Genomic DNA, 24,201 nt, shown 5'->3' on the forward strand with positions numbered 1-24,201 from the left:
CCATCACGCACCGCAATGCTGCTGTGAATCCCGTCACGCGATGGCATAGGGTAGTTGCTACAGGAAACTACATCCGAGCGTCGCGCCGGGTTGGCGCGGAACACTGGGACAAAGCTGTTGAGAAGTGGGCATGGCCAAACAGACTTCATTCTTCACCTCCGTCAAACGTCTCTATCCGCACGTCAAACCGATCCTCCCCCGGCTTTTCATGGGGCTGCTCAGCGCGTTGATGGCCAGCATCGTAGCTCTTGCCATCCCACAGGTACTGCGGGTTTTGATCAACGGTTCCCTGCACCCTGGCGGCCCCAGCAGCGCCGTCTGGATCGCCGCCGTCGTGGTTCTTGCCCTTGGCATCGCAGAGGCGGGGCTAGTGGCGCTAAGGCGCCAGTTCGTCATCAATCCGGCGACCACGGTGGAAACCAGGATGCGGGTGTTGCTCTATGGGCATCTGCAGGATCTCACGGTGTCCTTCCACGATCGCTGGGGTTCCGGACAGTTGCTGTCGCGCGCCATGACCGATTTGAATTTCCTGCGGCGTTGGATGGCGTTCGGCGCGATCATGCTGGTGGTGACCACGCTGACAGTGGTGATCGGCGTCGTCGTGATGTTCTCGATGAGCTGGCAGCTGGCTTTGATCTTCCTGGCCGCCGCAGTGCCCATCATGGTCTTTTCGTTCCGTTTCCGTCGCCGCTTCAGCCTGGTGACCCGGCTCAGCCAGGACCAGGCCGGCGATCTCGCCACCACCGTGGAGGAATCCGTCCATGGTATCCGCGTTCTGAAGGCGTTCGGCCGGAGCCGCGAAGCACTGGAGAACTTCAATGAGCAGGCCGAGGAGCTGAGGCAGACCGAGATCGCCAAGGCCAAGCATCAGGCGACGTTCACCCTGGTGGTCACCCTGTTGCCGGAACTGGCACTCGGAATCGGGCTCGTGACGGGCATCCTGCTGGTGTCGACGCACGAACTCAGCATCGGCTCGCTCGTTGCGTTCTTCGCCACCGCGGCGGTGGTGGCGTCGCCCGTGGAATTCTCGGGGATGCTCCTGGCCATGGCACTGACTGCCAAGACGGCGTTGGACCGGCATTTCGAGGTCATGGATACGCCCAACACCATCACGGACCCCGCGAACCCGACGACACCAGCTGAACTGCGTGGGGCCTTGAGCTTCAACGCTGCCGCTTTCGGCTTCGACGACGGCGCCCGGCTCCTGCACGACATCTCCCTGGACATCGAGCCCGGCGAAACCATGGCACTCGTGGGCATCACCGGCAGCGGAAAGAGTGCTTTGCTTCAGCTGGTCCCGCGGCTCTACGACGTCACTGAAGGTTCCGTGAGCATCGACGGCGTGGATGTGCGCGACTTCAACGTGGAGCAGCTTCGGACTGTTGTAGCGGTTGCTTTCGAGGACACCACGCTGTTCTCCAGCTCTGTCCGGGACAACGTGCTGCTCGGCGCGCCCGACGCTTCCGAGGAAGCCCTCGACGAATCCCTCGACGTCGCGCAGGCGCACTTCGCGTACTCGCTGCCCGACGGCGTCGAGACCCTCATCGGAGAAGAAGGACTGAGCCTTTCCGGCGGCCAGCGGCAGCGCATTGCCCTTGCCCGCGCCATCGCAGCCAAGCCGAAAGTCTTGGTGTTGGATGATCCGCTGTCGGCCCTGGACGTGAACACCGAGGAACTCGTCGAGGCCAGGCTCCGCGAAGTCCTCCGGGACACCACCACCCTTATCGTCGCCCACCGGCCCTCGACCGTGGCCTTGGCCGATCGCGTCGCGCTGCTCGAAAACGGAAGCATCACCGCCGTCGGGACCCATACGGAACTCTTGGCCCACAATGCGCACTACCGCTATGTGATCGCGAGCCTGGACGCGGGTCCGAAGGACCTCGACCGCGAGCTGGACGAACTGGAACACGAGCTGGATGCGGAGCAGCACATGGACCAAGCCGGGGAGGGCCGCCGATGAGCAATTTCGGAACCGCCAATGAAGACAATGCCCACCTGAGCCGGAGCGACAGCAAAGCAGTACGACGGCGGTCGGTCGCCTTGTTGGGCTCGCTCATCCGCCCGGTGCGGCTGCGGTTTTGGCTGACGCTGGGAATGGTGGTGCTCTCGCAGGCCACCCGCGTGGCGGGGCCGGCGATCATCGCTTTCGGCATTGACCATGCACTGCCCTCACTGCTCGCCGGGAACAACATGCCACTGCTCCTTGCCGGAGTCCTGTACCTGACGGCGGCCATCGCAACAGCTGTACTGACGGCCCTCTATGTCACGTCCACGGCGAACCTGAGCCAGGCCATGCTCCTTGACTTGCGGCTGCGGGTGTTCCGGCACACGCAGCGGCTCAGCTTGGAGTTCCACGAGAAGTACACCTCGGGCCGCATTATCGCCCGGCAGACATCGGACCTTGAGGCACTGCGCGAATTGCTCGATTCGGGCGTTAGTTCCCTGGCTTCCGGGCTGCTGTTCATGCTCTTTACGGCATTCACCGTGTTCGTCCTCGATTGGCGCAGTGGGCTCATCATGCTCGCCACCGGCGTGCCCATGTTCTTCCTGGCCCGCTGGTACCAGAAGCATTCCCAGATCGCCTTCCGCGAATCCAGAGTGGTCTCTGCCCGGCTGATCGTGCATTTCGTGGAGACCATGACCGGCATCCGGGCCATCAAGGCATTCCGCAAGGAACCGGAGAACGCCGAGCGCTATGCCGAGCTGTCCGAGGACTACCGCAAGGTCACCGTCCGCTCCATCAACCTCAACGGCATCTTCCAACCAGGCCTGGTCCTGATCGGCAATGTGTGCGTGGCGGTAGTCCTGCTGTTCGGCGGCTTCCGGGTACTCTCCGGGGAGCTGGCAGTGGGCGTCCTCCTGGCATTGATCCTTTCCACGAAGCGTTTCTTCCAGCCCGTGGACCAGATGGCCATGTTCTACAACTCCTTCCAGAGCGCCCAGGCCGCATTGGAGAAGGTGTCCGGCCTGCTGCAGGAGATCCCCACCGTCCGACCTCCCAAGAACCCCGTGCCTTTGCCCCATGCCCGCGGCCAAATCGACTTCCTCGGCGTGGAGTTCGGCTACGGCAACGGGACTGTGGTGGTCCCCGAGTTGGACCTACACATCCCCGCCGGGCAAACCGTTGCGCTTGTGGGACAGACCGGCGCCGGGAAATCGACTTTCGCCAAGCTGATCGCGCGCTTCTACGACGTCACCGAGGGTTCCTTGACCCTCGACGGCGTTGACTTACGGGAACTCTCGACGGCGGACCTGCGCCGCGCCGTCGTGATGGTCACCCAGGAGGCATTCCTCTTCAGCGGCTCCGTGGCGGACAATATCGCCCTGGGGCGGCCGGAGGCCTCCCGTGCGGAGATCGAAGCCGCTGCGAAGGCTGTTGGTGCGCACGACTTCATCTCCGCGTTGCCCGACGGCTACGATACCGACGTCAACAAGCGCGGCGGACGGGTGTCGGCAGGCCAACGGCAACTGATCGGCTTCGCCCGAGCGTTCATTGCCGCCCCTGCGGTACTCATCCTGGACGAGGCGACCTCGTCGTTGGACATTCCCTCCGAACGACTGGTCCAGGCCGGGTTGTCCCGGCTCCTGTCGGGATCGGATTCCGAGCGGACCGCCATCATCATCGCCCACCGGCTCTCTACGGTAGAGACCGCAGACCGGGTACTGGTGGTGCACGAGGGACGCATCGTGGAAGACGGCACACCGGCCGAACTCATCAGCGGCGGAGGGCGCTTCGCTCGCTTGCACGGCGCTTGGAAGGACTCGCTTGTCTGACGCCGGCGCCCCGTTCGATTTCGCATCCGGGCGGGCATCGGCTATTCTTGAACAGTTGCTTTCGCAGCGGATCGGGATGTAGCGCAGCTTGGTAGCGCGCTTCGTTCGGGACGAAGAGGTCGCAGGTTCAAATCCTGTCATCCCGACCAATTGATAGAAGGCCTTCCAGTCGGAAGGCCTTCTATCTTTATTTAACGAGGTTTAGGCGGAGCCAGTAAAATCTCAAAAACATTCCTATGACCGGTTTTCCCGAGCCTGCCCGAGGTTTAGAGACAAGTGTTGTTAACAACCCGAAGCAATGGGGGGAACGGGGCCATGACAGCAGGCGGATCATGGCGCAAAAAAAATCCCCGGCGTGTCGATTTATACACCCCGGGGATTCATCACTTCATTTGAATTATTCCTCGTCTGCCCGGTTCCCCGGGAGCCGCCACCAGTCTTTGCCTACATAGGGTCAGGCCAGTTACCGATCATCGGCCTCACCACCATGGGATCGGGCCAGTTGCCGATAGCCTGCGAGGCCCGCATGGGATCGGGCCAGTTGCCGATAGCCTGGGCGACCCTCATCGGGTCAGGCCAGTTGCCAATGCTGAGCACCGTGCTGACGGTGTCTGCCACAGGGGCTGCGGAAACGACGGCTGGCGCCGCGGCAGAGCATGCAAGAGCGCCGGCCAAGGCGACTGCTGCAGCAATCTTCTTCAACATAATTTTTCCTCAATGCGAGTCGGATTCGTTACGGAAATTACGCGGTCCCTGTTGACATTCATTGTAAAATGTTTTCCACAGCGACTGTCAAGGTTTACGCGTAAAGACAGCGCAAAGACAAGCCTCTAGGAGGAACCTGTGGGGAACGGATTCGGAGAAAAGCTCCGTGCCGAACGGCTCGAACGTGGGCTGACCCAGGCGGAATTGGGCAGGGACCTTTACTCTCCAAGCTACATTTCACTTCTTGAAACTGGCCGGCGGGAACCCACTGCCGAGGTCATTGAAGAACTCGCCCGGCGCCTCGAGTTGGCACCAAAAGCACTGGAGGCCTGGAGCCAGCCGGTATCGCTCAGTGACGCCGAATACGTGCTCGCGGGGCTGTATGCCAGGCAGGCCTGGGACCTGAGGGACTACCCCCTCGCAGCGAGCCACGCATTGACCGCAGCCCAAATCGCGCTTGAAGCAAAGAACACCAGCGCGTGGTGGAACATGACGTACATGCAGGCCGAGTGCCTCATGAAGCAGGGGCAATTGAAGGAATGCCAGCAGATCATCCAGCATCTCCTGGAACACCCCATGGCCACAGAGTCCGCGGGCTTGGGAGTCCGTGCCCGGCAAATGCTTGCCGCAGTCTGCCACGGCCAGGGCCAACTGGCCACCGCCGTCGAACACGCAAAGGAAGCCGTGAGGCTTTCCGAGCAGTTGCCCAAAGGCTCAACGTTGATCATCGGTGCGCATCGGGCGCTGATCGGAGCACTGGCCGAGAGCGGCAGGTTGGATGAAGCCTGGACGTATTGCCAGGCCATGAACAGCCAGATGGACGACCATTCGATGTCGCAGCTCGCAGGCGAGGTGGCCTGGGTGGTGGGAAACGTGGCCTTCATGCGGCATGACTACATCGAGGGCATCAAGCACCACGAGCGTGCCGCCAAGCTGCTCTCCCCCGCCAATGACATTGAGCTGTGGGCCCGCTTCAACAAGGCATCTGCGGCTGTACGCCTCTCCTCGGGAATCGTGGAGCCGGAGACGCTCTCTGCCATCGAACGGGCTGAACTGGCTCTGTCGATCGTGGGGGGAAACAAGACGGACCAGCTGGAGGTTGCCTTTATCCGCGCCCGCTGGCTCTACCTGACAGGCGACATTCCGGCCGCCATCGCCAAGTTGCGCGAAATCCACGCAGACCGCGACGTCCTTGCCCGCCACACCGCAGGCGAAGTCGCCTTCCTCCTTGGCAAGGCCCTCAAAGCGGCCGGGGAAAACGCCGATGCCCTGGTCCATCTCGAAGAAGCGCAACGTGACTTCACCGCCGCGGGAGCGGCAGACCGGGTCCAACAGGCACTCGACTCCGTGCTGGAAATAAGGCTGGCGGAACGTCGGGCGGCAGCAGGCCAAGGTGGCAGCGCGCAGTCTTCCCGCGCAAGCTAAGAGCCCTATACACGGCTAGAGCCCCGGACCAGACGGTCCGGGGCTCTTCCCATGCTTGTTGCCTGGTAGCTGCAGGCTGAGCATCGCAGGCTAGACGAAGGTACGTCCGGTCAGCTTTTCGTAGGCTTCCACGTAGCGGGCACGCGTCTTCTCCACGACGTCGGCCGGCAGTGCCGGCGGCGGGGTGTCGCTTGAGCGGTCCCAGCCCGATTCCGCTGACGTCAGCCAGTCACGCACAAACTGCTTGTCATACGAAGGCTGGGCCTTGCCCGGCTCGTAAGTGGTGGCGTCCCAGAACCGCGAGGAATCCGGAGTCAGGACCTCATCGCCCAAGGTGATGACACCGGTTGCGGTGTCCAGGCCGAACTCCACCTTTGTGTCGGCCAGGATAATGCCGCGCCCGCGGGCGATTTCTTCCGCGCGGGTGTAGATCTTCAACGTCAGTTCGCTCAAGCGTGCGGCGATGTCGTCGCCCACCATCGCGACGACGTCGTCGTAGGTGATGTTCTCGTCGTGCTCGCCGACTTCGGCCTTGGCGGAAGGCGTGAAGATGGCGTGTTCCAGCCGCGAGCCGTCAACCAAGCCCTCCGGCAGCGGGATGTCGCAGACCGTGCCTGAATTCCGGTACTCGGCGAGGCCCGAACCCGTGAGATACCCGCGAGCAATGCATTCCACGGGGAACATCTCCAAGCGCTTGCAGATCATCGCGCGGCCTTCGACCTCTGCGGGCACTCCCTCGGCGGCAGTGGAGGCCAGGATGTGGTGTTCCACGCCGAGCTGCTCGAACCACCACAGGCTCAGCTGCGTCAGGATCCTGCCCTTGTCCGGGATCTCGCTGCTCAAGACGTGGTCGTAGGCGCTGATGCGGTCGCTGGCCACCACCAGGACGCGGTCCTGGCTGGCGCCGCTAGCGTCCTCTGCCGGGACGTAGAGATCGCGCACCTTGCCCGAGTAGAAGTGCTCCCACCCCGGGAGGTCGAGGGTTTCGGTTTGCAGGCCGTTTGTGTTGTTTTCAGGCATGGTTCAGGCCTTCACGTTCGGAATGGAGCCGGTGGCCGAGGAGACCACGTGGATCTCGCCGCGAGCTGCCTTGCCGGCGATATCGGTACGGAACTGCCCGCCGTCGAGCTGGACCAGTTCCACGCCGTCGTAAGCCCGCTCGCGGGCCTCCACGAGATCTGTCCCCAACGCCACAACGGCCAGCACGCGGCCGCCGGCGGAAACCACCCTGCCTTCGTCGTCAAGTTTGGTGCCGGCGTGGATGACGTGCACGCCTTCAAGCGCGTCCACCTTGTTCAGTCCACGGATGCGATCCCCCGTACGGGGCGTGTCCGGGTAGTTTTCGGCGGCAACGACGACGGCGACGGCCGACTCCTTGGACCAGCGCAGCTCTTCTGCCTGGTCCAGTTCGCCCTTGGCGGCTGCCAACATGAGGGCGCCGAGCGGGGTCTTGAGCCGGGCCAGGACGGCCTGGGTTTCGGGATCGCCAAAGCGGGCGTTGAACTCGATGACTCGCGTGCCGCGGGAGGTCAGGGCCAAGCCACAGTAGAGGACGCCGACGAACGGTGTGCCACGGCTGGCCATCTCGTCCACGGTCGGCTGGGCCACGCGGTCGATGACTTCCTGCACCAGTCCTTCGGGTGCCCAGTCGAGCGGCGTGTAAGCGCCCATGCCCCCCGTGTTGGGGCCCTCGTCATTGTCAAAAATTCGTTTGAAGTCCTGCGCCGGGGACAGCGGCACCGTGGTGCGGCCGTCGCACAGCACGAACAGGGAGACCTCGGGTCCGTCCAGGAACTCCTCGATCACAACGGTTCCACCGGCGTCGAAACAGGTCTGCGCGTGGGCGAGGGCTTCCTCGCGATCGTTCGTGACCACGACGCCCTTGCCGGCGGCAAGTCCGTCGTCCTTGACAACGTGCGGAGCGCCGAAGGTATCCAAGGCGTCAGCGGCTTCTGCGGCATTTGTTGCCACGCGGGCCATGGCGGTGGGTACTCCGGCCTCAGCCATGACTTCCTTGGCGAACGCTTTGGAAGCCTCGAGCTGGGCGGCGGCCTTACTGGGGCCAAAGACCGGAATGCCGGCTTCGCGAACAGCATCGGAAACGCCTGCGGCGAGCGGGGCTTCGGGGCCGACGACTACCAGGTCAACGGCCAGTTTCGTCGCAAGCGCTGCGACGGCGGCGGGATCGTTTCCGTCGATCGCGTGCGTGGGGACCAGCTTGGCGATGCCGGCGTTTCCCGGAGCCGCATGGACCTCGGAAACGTTGGGATCTTTGAGCAGAGAGCGGACAATGGCGTGTTCGCGGCCCCCGGGGCCAATGACGAGTACCTTCACAGTCTTCAAGGGTACTTTGTGCGAGGGCCGGACTCCTAAGCTGTCTCCACCACTGGACATGTCCCGCCGTGGCCACGAGCAATGGACATAGCACTGACATGCCCATCCCTCAGCGCCAACAGGGGGCATGACCAAGCTGGGAGCCACCGCCGAGGAGGAGCATGCCCAGCCTTGGCCACGAGCAATGGACATAGCACTGACATGCCCATCCCTCAACGCCAACAGGGGGCATGACCAAGCTGGGAGCCACCGCCGAGGAGGAGCATGCCCAGCCTTGGCGATGAGCAATGGACATAGCAGCAATATGCCCATCCCTGAGAACTAACGCAGGGCATGTCCCACTCCGCCACTGGCACTCCGTTATGGTGACCGTGGAGTAGCCCGGGAAGACGGTTCCTGCACCCTAGACTTGCATCATGCCCTTGAGTTCGCATGAAACCTTCAGCGTTGATTCCGCCGTCGAGCTGGCAGTGATTGAACGCAGCGGGTTCATCGAATCGCGCCACATCGGTTCCGCGGTCGTCCTTTCCGGTGACGGCTCCGTGGTGACCCAGCTCGGCGACATCACGACCCCTATCTATGCCCGCTCTGCGCTCAAGCCTTTCCAGGCGCTCGCGTCGATGCAGTCGGGCGTGCCCTTGCGAGGCGCCCAAGTCGCTTTGGCCTGCGCCAGCCATGTGGGCTCCCTGGACCACATGGACGTGGTGGAAGGAATGCTCAAAGCCGCCGGCGTCCGGGAAGAACAGCTGCAATGCCCCTCTGTGTGGCCACAGGACGAAGTTGCCCGTAATTGGTTGATCCGTTCCGAGCACGGCAAGTCGAAGTTAGCTTCCAATTGTTCAGGAAAGCATGCGGCGTTCCTCTGGGCGTGCACCGAGAACGGCTGGGACACGCACAGCTACTTGGAGCCCAACCATCCCCTACAACAGCGCGTGCGGTCCGTGATCGAGGAATACAGCGGCGAGAAGATCGCGCACCTCGGCATTGATGGCTGCGGAGCACCCGTGGCCGCACTTTCCCTGACTGGCCTGGCGCGGGCCTACTCGCGCCTGGCGCAGGCCCCGCGGGACCAGAGCTCCAATGCCCGCGCGGCAACCATTGCCACCTCCATGTTGGACTACCCCTGGGCAGTGCAGGGCCGCGGCGAGGCGAACACCATCGTGATGGATGAGCTCGAAGTGCTTGCCAAGGGCGGGGCGGAAGGTGTCTTGGTCTTGGCAACACCCACTGGTGCCTCCGTTGCAGTAAAGATCCTGGACGGGAATCCCCGTGCAGCTACCCTCGTTGGTTTGACGCTCCTCGCTGTCGCGGGCGCCGTGGATATTCCCGGCGTCTCCAGCGTGCTCGAAAAGGTCGTGGAGCCCGTCCTCGGCGGTGGCCACTCGGTCGGCAGAATCCGCCTCGGCCACGCCGTTTCGGCGCTGCTGGACTGATTGGAGCCCCGAAAAATGGCAATTGCACGACGCCGGATCGACCTTGAGCAGGGCCGCGCGGCACTGACCGCCTGGCAGGCCGCCGTCGGACAGTCCTCCGCAGGGCAGGAAGCAGTGCCGGGGACGCCGCCGTCGCGCACTGTGCTGGCAACCGCGGTGCGTTACTCGCTCGAGGAACTCACGGCCCGCGCCCCCGGGAACTCGGTTGAAGTCCGGGTGCCGCCGTTCGGTGTCACCCAGTGCGTGGAAGGTCCCCGGCACACGCGCGGCACTCCCCCGAATGTCGTCGAGTGCGACGCCGCCACCTGGCTGGAGTTGGTCACCGGCCGCTTGGCGTGGTCCGCAGCCGTCGACGCCGGCCGGGTAGCCGCATCGGGTCTGCGCGCCGACCTGTCTGAGCTACTTCCGCTTTTCTAAGCCCCACGCGATCCACACAGAGTTGAGCGCCCCACGACGGTGTCGTGGAGCGCTCAACTTGCATTGGAACGTGGTGCCTTAGTCGGGACTGAGCTAGTCGGGACTGACCGAGGGGCTCCGGTGTTGGCCCGGCTTGGTCATCTCGAACTGCGGGATCGCATCCGAGCTGGGCCCGCCGCGGAATTTCGGAGACGGCTCCTGCCCGCCGCTGAGGCGCTCGATTTCCTGTTCTTCGAAGACGGCCTCGGCTCCGAGCATGATGGCGGAGTCCTCATTGGTGATTTCGCCGCGGAAGGCGCGAACCATGACGGAACGGTCGAACTGGCCCTCCCATTTCGCGACCACAAACGTGGCCACGCAGTTGCCGAGAAGGTTGACGACGACGCGCATGGAGTCCATGAGGCGGTCGGCACCCAGGAGCAGGGCGACGCCGGCAACGGGGAAGATGCCAAGGGCGGCGGCCGTGGCGGAGAGAGCCAGGAACGACGAACCCGGTACGCCTGCCATGCCTTTGGATGTCAGGAGCAGGACGCCCAGGGCTGCCAACTGCTGCCCGAGATCAAGGTGGTGTCCGAAGGCCTGGGCTAGGAACAACAGCGAGATCGAAAGGTAGATCGCGGCGCCGTCGAGGTTGAAGGAGTAGCCCGTGGGGACAACCAGGCCCGTGGTGGCGCGGGAGCAGCCGGCATTGGTCAGCTTGGTCATGATGCGGGGCATGACAGCCTCGGTGGATGCCGTGCCGAGGGCGAGGAGGAATTCCTCGCGTGTGTATTTGAGGAACTGCCACAGGGGCACCCGGGCAAAGCTCCAGGCGACGAGGAACAGCAGGCCGATGAAGACGATGGCCGCGCCGTAACAGGAGGCGATCAGGAGCGCGTAGGTCCCGAGGGTGTCGAGTCCGTACTGGCCGATGATGAAGGCCATGGCGCCGAAGGCACCAATGGGCGCCACTTTCATGATCCAGGACATGATCTTGAAGATCAGTTCAAGGACGGTTTCCATGAGGCTGATGACCGGGAGGCAACGCTCACGTCCGATGACGACGATTGCCGCGCCAAAGAAGACCGAGAAGAAGAGGACCTGGAGGAGGCTGTTGCTGGCGAAAGCGCCAATCACCGATGTGGGAATGATGTCCAGGAGGAAGGAAGCCGCATCCTTGGGCGGGGCGGTCCCGGTCTTGGCGTTCAGCGCATCCTGGGAGAGAGTGCTGGGATCGATGTGCAGTCCAGCACCCGGCTGGACAAGGTTTCCGACAATCAGTCCAAAAACCAGTGCGAAAAGCGTGGCGCCGGTGAAGTACAAGAGGGCCTTGACCCCGACCCTTCCGACCGCCTTGACGTCGCCCACTGCCGAGATTCCCGTGACGATCACGAGGAAGATCAGCGGAGCGATGATCATCTTGATGAGTTGAATGAAACCATCGCCCAGTGGCCGGAGGGTGGACCCAATGTTCGGCCAGAAATGGCCGATGAGTACACCTGCGACGACGGCGATCAGAATTTGGAAGAAGAGCGACTTGTACAGTGGCTTCTTCTTCCGCGGAGCCGAACTCGCCTTCAGCGCCGCAGAGTCTGGGATCTTCATTGATCTGAACCAATCAGTTTGGGAACAGCCCCTGATTTCGGGGGTTGTTTTCAATGTAATCCCGATCACAGGATTCCACAAGGGGAAATTCAAATTTCACAATGTGGAAACCTGTGAGATGACGCTACTCCTTGCCGAACTCCTTATCTGCGAAGACCCTGAATCCACGCTGTGAGTCGAAACCGTGGACTTCCCGCGTATCGAGGACAGCCATGAACTCCAGCGTCTGGCTTGTGATGACCTGGCCTGGGACGAGGATGGGGAATCCCGGAGGATAGGGCGTGACGAATCCGGCTGAAATCACCTCATCGCCCGCCTCTATCCTCGCCGTGAGTTCACGCACTGAAAGGTACGTGGTGGAACCTGGGTTGTAGCTCTCGAAATAGGCGGCACGAATGTCCCCGTCGAGGCTGCTGGGACCGTCTGCTCGGGGATCCCGCTGGAATCGCGACGCGAAGCTGCTGAAGTCCGGCAGCGGCGGGTTGGCACGTGAGGGGGTTCCGGCGTCGCCCCGTGCCGGATGCTCCTCCTCGAACGATTCGGCAAGCTTGACCAGGACTTCGATCAGGTAGGCGACTGCGCTGCGAGACGTGCCGATGTTGGTCATGAAGAGCACGGTATTGCGGGAGGTCTTGTTGACGTGGATACCGTGTTCGTCCGCGAGATAGCGGTGCCGGAAAGTGTCGCCGTCGATCCCTGTCCGGCTGATATCCAGCGTGAGGCGGCTGGGGTCGACGACGAACTCGTCACGTTGCCACGCGTCCGCCAGGGCGGAGAGGCCGTCCCGGAGCGGCATGGCACTTCCGGTTTCCCGATAGGGGGCCGCAATCAGGTCCCTCGAGGTGAGGACGCGGAAGTACTTCTTCAGCAGAGGGTGGCGGGCCACTGTCTGGGCAACTATGGTCGCCAAATCTGCCTGTTTCTGCACCAACCCGAAACCTTCAAGCTCCACCTGGCGGCGGCCGACGTCAAGCGAAGCGAGGATCTGGTAATTGGGCGAGGTGGAGGTATGGGTCATATATGCCTCCCGGAATGACTCTTGGTTATGCTCGCTGAAGTCTTGGTCGAAGACGTGGATCATGGATCCCTGACGCAGTGAGGTGAGGGTCTTGTGGGTAGACTGCGTGGCATAGACGCGCAGCCGCGCCTTGGCCGGATCGGGGATGAGCCGGGTTTTCAACCAGAGTTCATCCTCGGCAAGCGCGCCCGTCGCCGGGTCATGGAGGGAAGCCGCCTGTTCGGCGTGCCTCGCGGCATAGCCGGGATCACTGAAAGAAGCATCAAGTTTCCTGGCCGCGGCCATGGCCGTCCTGCGCCGGTAGACGGGGTGGGACCTGGCGAACGCGAACCAGGCCTCGTCCCAGAGGAAGACGAGGTCAGGTTTGATCGCCAAGCATTCCTCCATGACGCGTTCGACGTCATAGACGATGCCGTCGAAAGTGCAGTTGGTCAGCGTGATCATTTTGACGTCGTCCAGACGCCCCGCTCGACGGTAGGCCAGCAAGCGGGCCTTGATGCTTGCCAGGGGTACCGCACCGTAAAACGCGTACTTGTCCAACGGGTAGGCGTCCAAGTACGAAACCTGCGCCCCGGCGAGAACAAAAGCGTAGTGGTGGGATTTGTGGCAGTTACGGTCGACGAGGACCACATCTCCCGGGGCAAGGATGGACTGATGGACGATCTTGTTGGCGGTGGACGTGCCATTGGTGACGAAGAAGGTCTTCTGCGCACCGAAGGCCCGCGCCGCCAGGTCCTGGGCTTCCTTGATCGATCCGTGCGGATCCAACAGCGAATCCAGGCCTCCCGACGTCGCGGACGTCTCGGCCAAAAGCAGGTTCAGTCCGTAGAAATCCGCCATGTCGCGGATCCATGGCGAATTGCCCACCGAACCGCCGCGCGAGATCGGCAATGCGTGGAAGACGCTGGCCGGCCGCCGACTGTATTCCTGCAGCGCAGTGAAAAACGGGGTCCTGTACCGCTCAGCGACGCCCGACAACAGCGAAAGATGCAGGTCGAGATTGTCCTGCCTACGGAAAATCCGCCTGAACCGCTTCGTCAGTGAACCCGCGAGGCTCTCCATGGCGACTCCGGCGACCAGGTACACATCCAATTCGGGACGCAGCTCGGAAATCTGCTCCGCCAAGCTGAGGAACCTGCCCAGCGGTGGCATCCCCACGAGCTCTGGACCCACCATGCCGGAGAGGTATTTCCTCAGGTCCCGGCCCAGGGGCTGGCTGCTGCCGATGGTGAATCCCGGGCGGAGAATGCATGCCTGGATGGCCGGGTTCAGAACCAAGGCAACCAGCGCATCCTCGTAGCTGGGAACCACGAGGAGCTCGTAGGTGAACGCATCGGACGGCCTGCGCTGGGCCAGCATTTCCGTTTTCAGCTCGTCGGCTTCTTCTTCGGTGATGTCGTCGACGAACAAGACCTCGAACCTGGGCCGATCCCTTGCCGGCCGCGGCTCCCTGGAGTCTTCATCCAGGACACCTGAAAGGGAGCGCTCGGCCCGGAATTGCCCCGGAGTGACCGGCCCGGCCTGCCTCGGACTGTCGGAAGGCATCAAAGGCGACATTCCGCGGATCATCGCCAGTCCGGCGTCGTAATCTCCCGAATCCACGCAACCGCGCAGAGGCGCCAGTGCCGCCGGTCCCGGCGCCGCCCAATACAATTCCAGGGCCTGCAGGAGGAGGAGCGCCTGGACGGCTTGGTCTTTTAGCCCGGAGTGCGATGTTCCTGGGCCGCCCTTTGTCAGCTGCTTGAATGCGTATCCGAGGAACTCCCAGGCATCGGCGCGCGAACGCCAGGCGCTGCTGGGAGTGCCGATTTCCCGCCTTGGAGCTTCGTTGTTCAGGGAATTCCGTCTGATCATCGGGGTGCTGTTGCTGAGGGAGGTCGTGGCGGGCAAGGTAGTTCCGTTTTCCATCAATTCGTTGAGCATCAAGAGCGTTGACCGCTCTGGGCAACGGCACCGCTCTGGGCAACCACACCGCTCTGGGCAACCGCACCGCTCTGGGCAAAGGGCCCGGCGACCACCGGTAGACCGTCTGTGTAGCCGCTGCGCGCCGCGGCTACCTCCAGGATGCGTTTGCGGCAAGCGAACCAGCCGGCAATAAGCAGGGGTATCAAGAGCAGCAGGGAAGCGAGGACCCAGCGCCCTGTCTCCGAGAAGGCCATCGTGACGAGGACGAAGGCCAGGAAGGCGAGCGTGAGGTATGAAGTGAATGGGGCACCGAACAGCCGGAATGACGGGCGTGCGGCCTTGCCACGCCTGACCCAGGACTGGAGTTTGATGTGGCACAGGATGATGGTTGCCCAGCCGCCGATGATCCCGATCGCAGATACCTCGAGAACGATCTCGAACACCTGGGACGGCACAAGGGCGTTCAGGCCGACGCCGAGCAGCGTGATCACTGCCGTCAGCAGGATGCCGCCATAGGGCACACCCGATTGGCTCATCTTGGCCGTGAAGCGCGGCGCGGAGCCGTTGACCGCCATGGACCTCAAGATCCGGCCCGTGGAATAGAGGCCAGCGTTGAGGCTCGACAACGCCGCCGTCAGGACAACGAAGTTCATCACCGACGCCGAAACGGCCGCAGCATGGGGATCCCCCAGGTGGGAGAAGAAGGTGACGAAGGGCGATTCTCCGGATTTGTACGCCGTGAACGGCAAGAGCAGCGAGAGGAGCAGCACGGAACCGACATAGAAGAGTGCGATCCGGAACACTACCGTATTGACGGCCTTGGGCATCACCTTTTCCGGGTTGGCGGTTTCGCCTGCAGCCGTACCAACAAGTTCAACCGCGGCATACGCGAACACGACGCCGCTGATCGCCAGCAAAGGTGCTACGGCACCGGTCGGGAATGCTCCGCCGTGGTCCAGGATCACGCCCAGCCCGGGAACGCCGATGTCAGTTCTTCCGCCAAAGACGATGAAGCAGACCCCGACGACGAGGAAGGCCACGAGCGCCGTCACCTTGACCAGGGCGAACCAGAATTCCATCTCGCCGAAGATCTTCACGGACACAAGGTTGAGTGCCAGCACGATGACGAGCGCGCAGAGTGCGATGAGCCATTGGGGGATTGCTTGCAAGGGCGTCCAGAACTGTCCCCAGAACTTCACGTAGAGCGCGACGGCGGTGACGTCCACGATCGACGTCATGGCCCAGTTCAGGAAGTACAGCCAACCGGCGGCATAGGCCATTTTTTCGCCGTAGAACTCCCTGGCGTAGGACACGAAAGAGCCTGAAGACGGCCTGTGGAGGACCAGTTCGCCCAGGGCGCGCAGAATCAGGAACGCGAAGAACCCGCAGAGCGCGTAGACGAAAATCAAAGCCGGACCGGAACCGTTCAACCGGCCGCCCGCGCCCATGAACAGGCCCGTTCCGATCGCTCCCCCGATGGCAATCATTTGGATCTGCCGGGGCTTAAGGGTCTTGTGGTATCCGGCTTCCTCGCTTGAAAAATCCTGCGCCGTGGTGGAACGGTCGCCGAGAAGCTCCCGGCCGTTTTCCAGGGAATCAGCGGGGTCCAGCCCGGTGACCGGGGCCGGCGCAGGCGAGTTCAGTGTTCGTTTCATTCCAGGGGTCTCCTTTGACTCCGGTACCGCGGGTGCGGCTGCATGCTCCAGAACTTGCCCCTTCCTGCTCGTGTGTCATCACAGCTGCACTGCTGGATCATCGGCGGAGGGGACGGAAAACAACTCTAGATTCCGGCGGAACGGAACGAACTGTCTGGCCAGCTAAATTCCTCCGATCCCGATTGTGCTCCGATGACAACTCCGTTCAGGCGGAGTGCGAGTAATGTTCATGGCTGTGAGCGCGGCTAAGCCGCTTAGAGGAAGTGAATACGGGTGGCACCCCATGAACCTGCCGAGCATGTCATTGGCGCCATGCTCAGCGACATACTTGAAGACATTGGCGTCGACAACGGGCAGCTGCTTGTTCCTCCCGGACCCGGCAATGGCGCCGTTCGCGAAACGGTCATCGTGGACGCCGAGGACGGGACGCCCGTCCAGCGAGGGACCTTGGTCCTGCTGATCGGAGTGCGGGGGCGCGCAGCACTCCCCAGCATCCGGAAGCTGGTTCCGGACTACCCCGCCGCCGTCGCGGTCAAAGGGAACGAAGAGGAACTGGACGCCGTCCGGGAGGTGCTGCTGCCCACCGGAATCGGCTTGATCGCCGTGTCTCCCGCCATGAACTGGGGCACGCTGGAGGGCATCGCCAAGAACCGTATCCAGGAGCCTGCACTTTCCACCGATGCGTCAACGATCATCCACCGGGATCTTTTTGCCATCGCCCAGACTACCGCGACGCTGACCAACGGCCATGTGGTCATTGAGGACCCGGCAAACCGGGTCTTGGCGTACTCACCTGCCTCGAACGACGTCGATGAGCTCCGCAGGCTCTCAATCCTCGCGCGGCGCGGGCCCGAGCGGTACCAGAAACTGTTGAAAGAGTCCGGGGTCTACAAGCACCTGCAAGCGGCCGAAGCTCCCATCCATATGGAAGCCAATCCCGCGGAAGGACTCCGGGAGCGGGTGGCCATCGGTATCCACGCGGGCAACCGGATCCTCGGGTACATCTGGCTTCAGGAAGGGAAGGAACCCCTCGCGCCCAACACTGACAAGCTCATGGTGGGAGCGGCGCGCCACGCGGCCATAGAACTGGTCCGGCACCGCAATGAGCAGTCCCAGGCACTACGGCGCGACAGGATCTCCAGCCTGCTCAGCGGCACGGCGCAGATCCACTCCCAGGCGCAATCCGCGGGCATCGATCCCTCCAAGCCGGCAGCCCTCGTCCTGATTTCCGCCCAGGGCGACGACGAGACGGCGGCAGGATTGCAACTGCGACGTGGCGAGCTGGCCAACGTGGCATCGATCCATGCGGCCGCCTACCGTCCCGGTGCCGTGGTGGGAGCCATCGGCTTGGAAATAGCGATGATTCTTCCTGACCTCGACCCCATAAAGTCCCCGCCAGCCATCAACCGCCTCATCAACGTCATTGTCCGGGACGCGAGGGTCCACCTGCACTGCCAGGTGCAGGCCGCCGTCGGGCCCGTCGTCGAACGCCTGGACGCTTTGCACGGCACCCTTGAACACGTCCGCAGCGTACTGAAGGTCCTGGAAAGCACGCCCTCGATCCATGTGGCGTCCTACGCCGACGTTGAAACGACCGTCCTGACAAAGGAATTGCTGGAGCTGCTTGCCTCAAGGACCGATCTTCGGCACGGCGGCATCACCCTCCTTTGCAGCCGGTACCCAGAGTTCGCCACAACGCTGCTGACCTACCTTGAATTCTTCGGCGATGTGAACCGCTGCGCGGAGGAACTGGCCGTCCACCGGAACACGGTGCACTACCGGCTGCGGCGCGCGTGCGAAGTGGCCGGCATCGATCTTTCCTCCACAGAGCAGCGGTTGCTCGCACATCTTCAGCTCAGGCTGTGGACCCCCTCCGAAGGACGGCGCTAAGAACATGGACCTCCAGAATCTCCTCGACGACATCGTCGGCACGGTTCAGCCCCTGCTCGGCCAAGGAGCGCCCGCGGACTACATCCCGAGCCTCGCCGCGGTGGATACCAAGCAATTCGGCATTTCCGTGGCCACCGCCAACGGCGAGGTGTTTTCCTCCGGCGACGCCGACGTACCCTTCTCCATCCAAAGCATTTCGAAGGTTTACGCCCTCGCGCTGGTGCTCGCCGGGGATGGCGACCGCATCTGGAAGCGGGTATTCCGGGAGCCGTCCGGGAATCCGTTCAATTCCCTGGTGCAGCTGGAACACGAAGACGGAATTCCGCGCAATCCCTTCATCAATGCCGGAGCACTGGTTGTGACGGACAGGCTGCTCAGCATTGCGGGCAACTCGCCGTCTCCCGTCCGGGAATTGCTCCGGCAAGAAAGCGGCAACGCCTCTCTTGACACCGACCCCGAGGTGGCCGCGTCCGAGGCGGCGAACAGTCACCGCAATGCCTCGCTGGCACACTTCCTGGCCAGCTACGGAAACCTCGAAAACCCCGTGGACTCGGTCCTTGAGGCCTACATCAACCAGTGCGCACTCGAAATGAGCTGCACTGACTTGGCCCTTGCGAGCAGGTTCCTGGCCAACAACGGGCTACGCGGAGACGGCACGCCGCTGTTGTCCCCCTCGCAGACCAAACGGATCAATGCCGTGATGCTGACGTGCGGCACCTACGACGCCGCGGGCGAATTCGCCTACCGCGTGGGACTCCCCGGCAAGAGCGGGGTAGGAGGCGGCATCGTGGCCGTAGTGCCCAATAAATGCACCATCTGCGTCTGGAGCCCTGGACTGGGACGATCCGGGAATTCGCTGGCGGGCGTCGCTGCCCTGGACGAGTTCACCACCCGCACGGGCTGGTCGATTTTCTAGCCGCGGCCTACGAATGGCATGCCCGCCGCGGTCACCACCACCGAACCAACATTGGCCGACGCCGGCATGTTAGCCATCATGAGAACCGCCCGTGCGGCGTCCTCCACAGGGAACATCGGCTCGACGCGCCTGCTGCCATCGGCTTGGAGCGCGCCCGAGCCCACGCCGATGGTGTCCATGATTTCGGTGCGGGTGTTGCCGATATCGATCTGCCCGCACGTGATGCCGAACGGACGCCCGTCCAACTCAATGCTCTTAGTCAGGCCACTCATGGCGTGTTTGCTCACGGTGTACGCCACGGACAAGGGCCGCGGGGAATGCGCCGAAATAGAGCCATTGTTAATGACGCGGCCGCCTCGCGGCTCCTGCGACTTCATGGTCCGCACAGCCTCGGCCGCGCACAGCATGGAGCCGGTGACATTCACGGCAAGCGTGGCATTCCAATCGGCCACGCTGATCTCGTCCACACCCCCGGAAGGACCGAAGATGCCCGCATTGTTGAACAGGACGTCGACCCTCCCCCAGCGCTGGCGGGCCGCCGCGAAAAGGCGCGCGACGTCGTCGGGCACGGTCACGTCGCACGGCAACACAAGCGCCTCGGGGCGGCCGTCAGCCGTCTCGAGAAGCTGCGCTTCCCGGCGTCCGGCGAGGGCAACGCGGTAGCCTTCGGCCAACAGAAGCCGGGCGACTGCCCGCCCGATCCCGGAACCAGCTCCGGTGACGACGGCGACACGGGGCTGGGTGGGGATGGTTTCGCTCACGCGGTTCTCCTGTTTGTTGAGCTAGTGCGCGGCGGGGGCGTCCGCCGTCGTCGTGTCCGTTGTGGTCAGTGGCCAGCCTATGACGGTCTTCGGACGCGGTGTGGCGTAGGTCCGGACCTTGGACGTGGACAGTCCCAGGCGGACGAGCGACTCGGCAATGGTCACCGCAGCGGCCACCCCATCCACTACCGGCACTCCGCAGCGTTGGCGGATCTGTTCGTCGAGTCCGGCCATGCCGCCACAGCCGAGGACGATGACCTCTGCCTTGTCGTCACGCACGGCGCGTTCAGCCTGTTCCACAATGGCTTCCACGGCGCGGTCCGGGTATTCCTCGAGTTCCAGCACGGCCATGCCGCTCGCGCGGACCGAGGCACAGCGGTCGTCGAGCCCGGCGAGCTTGAGGCGGTCTTCGATGAGCGGGACCGCGCGGTCCAGAGTGGTGACCACGGAGTATTTGTGGCCGAGGAACATCGCGGTGCTGGCCGCGGCCTCGGTGATGTCGACCACCGGAACGTCCAGGAGCTCCTGTAGTCCCTCGCGGCCGTGCTCGCCATAGCCGGCCTGGATGACGGCGTCGAACGGTTCAGGGTAGTTGACCACGCGGTCCATCACGGCGATGGCGGCGAGGTAGCTTTCAAAGTTGCCTTCGCAGGAATCGGCGCCGAACCGCGGGGTGATGCCGATGATTTCGGTGCCGGGAGCCGCGACGCTTCGCGCCTGGGCCGCGATGGAGTCGGTCATGGATTGGGTGGTGTTGACGTTTGCGACGAGGATTCGCATGGGTTCCTCCTAGATTGGGTTGCCTGGTAGCCCGGCAAGCCCAACTGGCTCGCAGTTGTTGTCGTTTTGACGGGCCAAAACGGCGTTTTCTGCGAGCCAGTCGGGCTGCTGGCGGTTCTTAGTGGTTGCTGACGACGGCGATCGGCTCGCCGGAGACGTCGCTGTGTTGCTGCCTCTTCTCTGCAATCAAGAAGTAGCACAATGCCCCGATGCCTGCGCCAAAGAACCAAGCGAACGGCGCTATGGCCTCCAGTGCGGGAATGAACGCGATGAGGATGGCGACGACGGCGGCGGGAACCATGGCGGCGATCGCCCGGGGGTTGACGCCACGCTTGTAGAAATATGTGCCGGAAGGGTTGTCCGTGTAAAGGTCCAGGACGTTGACCTTGCCGCGGCGCAGGAGCCAGTAGTCGGCCATGACGACGCCGAACAGCGGTCCAAGCAGGGCGCCGAGGCCGCCCAGGAAGTACACGATCACCAAGGGGTTGTTGTAGAGGTTCCACGGCAGGATGACCAGGCCGATGGTGCCGCTGACCCATGCAGCCTTACGGAAGTTCAGGTGCTTGGGGAACAGGTTGGTGAGGGCGTAGACGGGTGCCACGAAGTTCGCCATGAGGTTCACCGCGATGGTCAGGATCAGCAAGGCAAGGCAGGCCAGGACAAGGAAGAGCGTGTTGGGGATGCTCTGGACGATGTCCGAGGGGCTTTCAATGATCTTGCCATTGATCTTGTATTGGCCGCCGGCCATGATGACCACGATTGCGCCGAACAGGAGCATGTTGATAGGGATGCCCCAGAAGTTGCCGCGGACAATCGACTTCTTGGACACCGAGGAACGGGTGAAGTCGCAGAAGTTCAAGACGAAGGTGCCGTAGATGGAGACCCAGAGTGCACCGCCGGCAAAGATGGTGCGCCACATCTCGCCGCCTTCGAGGCCCTTAATACCGGACCACTGGATGGCTCCCCCAGCCTCCACGAAGACCCAGATGGCAATGGCCAGCATGGTGGCGAGAATGATCGGGCCAGCGAAGGCCTCATACTTGCGGATCATTTCCATACCGAAGCTGACAATGACCAGCTGGACAATCCAGAGCGATACGAAGGCGATCCAGCCGAGCGTCGACAGGCCCAGGATGGAGTTGGCATCCATGTCCTTGAGTCCGGGGAACATGGCGACAAGCATGACCCGGAGTACCACAGAGGCGAGGTAGGTCTGAATACCGAACCAGGCGATGGCCACGGCCCCGCGGACCAGGCTGGCAAGTTGGGCGCCCCGGATACCGAAGCTGATCCGGCTCATCACCGGGAAGGGAACGCCGGTCTTCTGGCCCATGAAACCGGAGAAGGTCAGGAGGGTGAACAGCAAGACCGCGCCGATGCCAAGGGCCACGAGGATTTGCCATCCGCCCAGGCCAAGCGAGAAGAGGCCGATGGCGAACGCATAGTTGCCAAGGCTGTGGACGTCGTTGGCCCAGAGGGTGAAGATGCTGTAACTGGTCCAGCGCCTGCCCTCCTTCTTGGTGGGGGCAAGGTCGAGGTTGTAAAGGCTGGGGCTGATGGTTCGGCCTGCTGCGACGGACGCTACATCGCAAAGGGTTTCATTTCCTACTGTCGGATGGACCGAGCTGGCTGGCAGCGTGGTCCGTTCCGGAGCCGTTGTGACGCCGACTGGGGGAGTCGATTGCATCGTGGATCTCCACTTCTTTGTGGTGCTGCAACTAGGCTTCCGAGACACTGTGAGAGGATGAAGCTTTTTCGCATCGTGGAATCTAGTTATTGAATAGTGAAATAACTGTATGAGCTGGATCACCTTTGGTCAAGGGCCGTAACCCCAATCGCGGTCACAAACGGCAGTCTCGCCGCCGTACGGCCTTGTGGGCGCTAGTCTCTGCGGCGCCGGATTGACGCCCAGCGAACGCATGGCTAATCTCGAATTACAGAATTTTATTCTCACAATACGAAATTTCTACGCCGTTTCAGCGCGCACTACAGTGCAAGCGCCCAGACATTCAATGAAGAGAGGTTGGACGTGGCTGCAGGAGAAGAGACCTCACACATCCTTAGCGGGTTGACTTCCCAGCTGCCTGATCGTGATCCGGAAGAGACTGCCGAGTGGGTTGAGTCTTTGGATGCGTTGATCAGGGAGCAGGGCACGGAGCGGGCGCAGTTCATCATGCGCAGCCTGCTCCAGCGGGCGGGGTCCCAGTCGGTCGGGGTGCCGATGGTGACCACCACCGATTACGTGAACACGATCCCGGCGGACCAGGAAGCGCCGTTCCCGGGCAACGAGGAGTTCGAGCGCCGGTACCGGGCGTACATGCGCTGGAACGCGGCCGTGATGGTGCACCGGGCACAGCGGTCCGACATCGGCGTGGGCGGGCACATCTCGACCTATGCCGGGGCCGCGACCCTGTACGAGGTCGGCTTCAACCACTTCTTCCGCGGCAAGGACCACCCCTCCGGCGGGGACCAGGTCTTCTTCCAGGGACACGCGTCCCCGGGCATGTACGCCAGGGCGTTCATGGAGGGCCGGCTCACGGAGCAGGACCTGGACGGGTTCCGGCAGGAAAAGTCCAAGGAAGGCCACGCCCTGTCCTCCTACCCGCACCCGCGCCTGATGCCCTCCTTCTGGGAATTCCCCACCGTGTCCATGGGCATCGGCCCGATGAACGCGATCTACCAGGCCCAGTCCAACCGGTACCTGCACGACCGCGGCCTGAAGGACACCTCCGGGCAGCAGGTCTGGGCGTTCCTGGGCGACGGGGAAATGGACGAGCCCGAGTCCCGCGGCCTGCTCCAGCTCGCCGCGAACGAGAACCTGGACAACCTGAACTTCGTGATCAACTGCAACCTCCAGCGCCTGGACGGGCCGGTGCGCGGCAACGGGAAGATCATGCAGGAACTCGAAGCGTTCTTCCGCGGCGCGGGCTGGAACGTGATCAAGGTCGTCTGGGGCCGGGAATGGGATGACCTCCTGGCCAAGGACACCGACGGGTCCCTGGTGAAGATCATGAACGAAACCGTCGACGGGGACTACCAGACCTACAAGGCCGAGTCCGGCGGGTTCGTCCGCGAACACTTCTTCGGGAAGACCCCGGCCACCAAGGACATGGTCGCGGACCTGGACGACAAGCAGATCTGGAACCTCAAACGCGGCGGACACGACTACCGCAAGGTCTACGCCGCGTACAAGGCCGCGACCGAGTTCAAGGGCAAACCCACCGTGATCCTGGCCAAGACCGTCAAGGGCTACGGACTCGGACCCCACTTCGAGGGCCGCAACGCGACCCACCAAATGAAGAAACTCACCATGGAAGACCTCAAGGCCTTCCGCGACCACCTGCGCATCCCCATCACCGACGCCCGACTCGACACGGACCTGTACCGGCCCCCGTACTACCACCCCGGCATGGACGCCCCGGAAATCCGGTACATGATGGAGGCCCGCGCGGCCCTCGGCGGCGCTGTCCCGGAACGCCGCAGCGCCCACACCCCCGTGGTGCTGCCGGACGAAAAGTCCTACGAGGTCGCCAAGCGCGGCTCCGGCAAGCAGCAGGCCGCCACCACCATGGCCTTCGTGCGGCTCCTGAAGGACCTCATGCGG

General features: G+C 63.1%; 16 protein-coding genes, 1 tRNA gene and 1 pseudogene. 9 read left to right on the top strand and 9 right to left on the bottom strand.

Annotation, left to right across the window (positions count from 1 at the left end; translation table 11 throughout):
* Window positions 1-130: 130 nt before the first annotated feature.
* From HNP00_RS10765 to HNP00_RS10775, 3 genes are all read left to right on the top strand, one after another.
* Window positions 131-1,960, top strand: a complete 1,830-nt coding sequence (locus HNP00_RS10765) for an ABC transporter ATP-binding protein (protein WP_184738811.1) — start codon at window positions 131-133, stop codon at window positions 1,958-1,960.
* Window positions 1,957-3,774 (top strand): ABC transporter ATP-binding protein, encoded by a 1,818-nt coding sequence (locus tag HNP00_RS10770; protein ID WP_184738813.1) that lies wholly within the window; start codon window positions 1,957-1,959, stop codon window positions 3,772-3,774. The genes HNP00_RS10765 and HNP00_RS10770 overlap by 4 nt, the downstream gene beginning before the upstream one ends.
* A gap of 72 nt (window positions 3,775-3,846) precedes the next feature.
* A tRNA-Pro gene (locus HNP00_RS10775) sits at window positions 3,847-3,923 on the top strand.
* 295 nt (window positions 3,924-4,218) lie between these two features.
* Here HNP00_RS10775 and HNP00_RS10780 read toward each other — a convergent pair.
* A complete protein-coding gene (locus HNP00_RS10780) occupies window positions 4,219-4,479 on the bottom strand; it encodes a hypothetical protein (RefSeq protein ID WP_184738815.1) in 261 nt (86 codons plus the stop codon).
* Between the two features lie 138 nt (window positions 4,480-4,617).
* On the opposite strand from HNP00_RS10780, the gene HNP00_RS10785 reads away from it, so the two are divergent.
* Window positions 4,618-5,904, top strand: a complete 1,287-nt coding sequence (locus HNP00_RS10785) for a helix-turn-helix domain-containing protein (RefSeq protein WP_184738817.1) — start codon at window positions 4,618-4,620, stop codon at window positions 5,902-5,904.
* Window positions 5,905-5,994: 90 nt separating this feature from the next.
* Here the strand turns inward: HNP00_RS10785 and HNP00_RS10790 are convergent, their stop codons facing one another.
* Both HNP00_RS10790 and purD read right to left on the bottom strand, forming a co-directional pair.
* Window positions 5,995-6,924: a phosphoribosylaminoimidazolesuccinocarboxamide synthase gene (locus HNP00_RS10790; RefSeq protein ID WP_184738819.1), complete on the bottom strand. Its 930-nt coding sequence runs from the start codon at window positions 6,922-6,924 to the stop codon at window positions 5,995-5,997.
* A 3-nt stretch (window positions 6,925-6,927) separates the two neighbouring features.
* Window positions 6,928-8,238 carry a phosphoribosylamine--glycine ligase gene (purD, locus tag HNP00_RS10795; protein ID WP_184738889.1) on the bottom strand — a complete coding sequence of 437 codons (1,311 nt, stop codon included), beginning with the start codon at window positions 8,236-8,238 and terminating at the stop codon, window positions 6,928-6,930.
* Window positions 8,239-8,654: 416 nt separating this feature from the next.
* Here purD and HNP00_RS10800 point away from each other — a divergent pair, with 416 nt between their 5' ends.
* Both HNP00_RS10800 and HNP00_RS10805 read left to right on the top strand, forming a co-directional pair.
* On the top strand, window positions 8,655-9,671 hold the full coding sequence (locus HNP00_RS10800) for an asparaginase (RefSeq protein WP_184738821.1): 1,017 nt from the start codon (window positions 8,655-8,657) through the stop codon (window positions 9,669-9,671).
* 15 nt (window positions 9,672-9,686) lie between these two features.
* The gene (locus tag HNP00_RS10805; RefSeq protein ID WP_184738823.1) at window positions 9,687-10,088 is read left to right on the top strand and encodes a sterol carrier family protein; all 402 of its coding nucleotides are present in this window, start codon (window positions 9,687-9,689) and stop codon (window positions 10,086-10,088) included.
* A gap of 93 nt (window positions 10,089-10,181) precedes the next feature.
* On the opposite strand, the gene HNP00_RS10810 is transcribed toward HNP00_RS10805, so the two are convergent.
* From HNP00_RS10810 to HNP00_RS10820, 3 genes are all read right to left on the bottom strand, one after another.
* Complete coding sequence (locus tag HNP00_RS10810; protein ID WP_184738825.1) at window positions 10,182-11,672, bottom strand: cation:dicarboxylate symporter family transporter; 1,491 nt, start codon at window positions 11,670-11,672, stop codon at window positions 10,182-10,184.
* Window positions 11,673-11,796: 124 nt separating this feature from the next.
* Entirely contained in the window at window positions 11,797-14,598 is a 2,802-nt protein-coding gene (locus tag HNP00_RS10815; RefSeq protein WP_311770555.1) for a beta-eliminating lyase-related protein, read from the bottom strand.
* Window positions 14,599-14,612: 14 nt separating this feature from the next.
* Window positions 14,613-16,250 (bottom strand): amino acid permease, encoded by a 1,638-nt coding sequence (locus HNP00_RS10820; RefSeq protein ID WP_184738827.1) that lies wholly within the window; start codon window positions 16,248-16,250, stop codon window positions 14,613-14,615.
* A 273-nt stretch (window positions 16,251-16,523) separates the two neighbouring features.
* Between HNP00_RS10820 and HNP00_RS10825 the strand changes: the two genes are divergently transcribed.
* Window positions 16,524-18,140 (top strand): helix-turn-helix domain-containing protein, encoded by a 1,617-nt coding sequence (locus HNP00_RS10825; protein ID WP_311770556.1) that lies wholly within the window; start codon window positions 16,524-16,526, stop codon window positions 18,138-18,140.
* 4 nt (window positions 18,141-18,144) lie between these two features.
* Window positions 18,145-19,056: a glutaminase gene (locus tag HNP00_RS10830; RefSeq protein ID WP_184738830.1), complete on the top strand. Its 912-nt coding sequence runs from the start codon at window positions 18,145-18,147 to the stop codon at window positions 19,054-19,056.
* Here HNP00_RS10830 and HNP00_RS10835 read toward each other — a convergent pair.
* From HNP00_RS10835 to HNP00_RS10845, 3 genes are all read right to left on the bottom strand, one after another.
* Window positions 19,053-19,817 (bottom strand): SDR family oxidoreductase, encoded by a 765-nt coding sequence (locus HNP00_RS10835; RefSeq protein ID WP_184738832.1) that lies wholly within the window; start codon window positions 19,815-19,817, stop codon window positions 19,053-19,055. The two genes, HNP00_RS10830 and HNP00_RS10835, sit on opposite strands and share 4 nt — an antisense overlap.
* Before the next feature lie 21 nt (window positions 19,818-19,838).
* Window positions 19,839-20,597, bottom strand: a complete 759-nt coding sequence (locus HNP00_RS10840; protein ID WP_184738834.1) for an aspartate/glutamate racemase family protein — start codon at window positions 20,595-20,597, stop codon at window positions 19,839-19,841.
* Window positions 20,598-20,715: 118 nt separating this feature from the next.
* Entirely contained in the window at window positions 20,716-22,284 is a 1,569-nt protein-coding gene (locus HNP00_RS10845; protein ID WP_184738836.1) for an NCS1 family nucleobase:cation symporter-1, read from the bottom strand.
* Window positions 22,285-22,626: 342 nt separating this feature from the next.
* On the opposite strand from HNP00_RS10845, the pseudogene HNP00_RS10850 reads away from it, so the two are divergent.
* A pseudogene (locus HNP00_RS10850) lies at window positions 22,627-24,201 on the top strand (pyruvate dehydrogenase (acetyl-transferring), homodimeric type); the annotation flags it as partial.

Source organism: Arthrobacter sp. AZCC_0090 (assembly GCF_014207375.1).
In the GTDB taxonomy this organism is placed as follows: domain Bacteria; phylum Actinomycetota; class Actinomycetes; order Actinomycetales; family Micrococcaceae; genus Arthrobacter.

Bases quoted from the DNA above. Each gene is read 5' to 3' on its own strand.
- HNP00_RS10765 (WP_184738811.1), top strand. From the start codon at position 131: ATGGCCAAACAGACTTCATTCTTCACCTCCGTCAAACGTCTCTATCCG.
- HNP00_RS10770 (WP_184738813.1), top strand. From the start codon at position 1,957: ATGAGCAATTTCGGAACCGCCAATGAAGACAATGCCCACCTGAGCCGG.
- HNP00_RS10780 (WP_184738815.1), bottom strand. From the start codon at position 4,479: ATGTTGAAGAAGATTGCTGCAGCAGTCGCCTTGGCCGGCGCTCTTGCA.
- HNP00_RS10790 (WP_184738819.1), bottom strand. From the start codon at position 6,924: ATGCCTGAAAACAACACAAACGGCCTGCAAACCGAAACCCTCGACCTC.
- HNP00_RS10800 (WP_184738821.1), top strand. From the start codon at position 8,655: ATGCCCTTGAGTTCGCATGAAACCTTCAGCGTTGATTCCGCCGTCGAG.
- HNP00_RS10805 (WP_184738823.1), top strand. From the start codon at position 9,687: ATGGCAATTGCACGACGCCGGATCGACCTTGAGCAGGGCCGCGCGGCA.
- HNP00_RS10810 (WP_184738825.1), bottom strand. From the start codon at position 11,672: ATGAAGATCCCAGACTCTGCGGCGCTGAAGGCGAGTTCGGCTCCGCGG.
- HNP00_RS10815 (WP_311770555.1), bottom strand. From the start codon at position 14,598: ATGGAAAACGGAACTACCTTGCCCGCCACGACCTCCCTCAGCAACAGC.
- HNP00_RS10820 (WP_184738827.1), bottom strand. From the start codon at position 16,250: ATGAAACGAACACTGAACTCGCCTGCGCCGGCCCCGGTCACCGGGCTG.
- HNP00_RS10830 (WP_184738830.1), top strand. From the start codon at position 18,145: ATGGACCTCCAGAATCTCCTCGACGACATCGTCGGCACGGTTCAGCCC.
- HNP00_RS10840 (WP_184738834.1), bottom strand. From the start codon at position 20,597: ATGCGAATCCTCGTCGCAAACGTCAACACCACCCAATCCATGACCGAC.
- HNP00_RS10845 (WP_184738836.1), bottom strand. From the start codon at position 22,284: ATGCAATCGACTCCCCCAGTCGGCGTCACAACGGCTCCGGAACGGACC.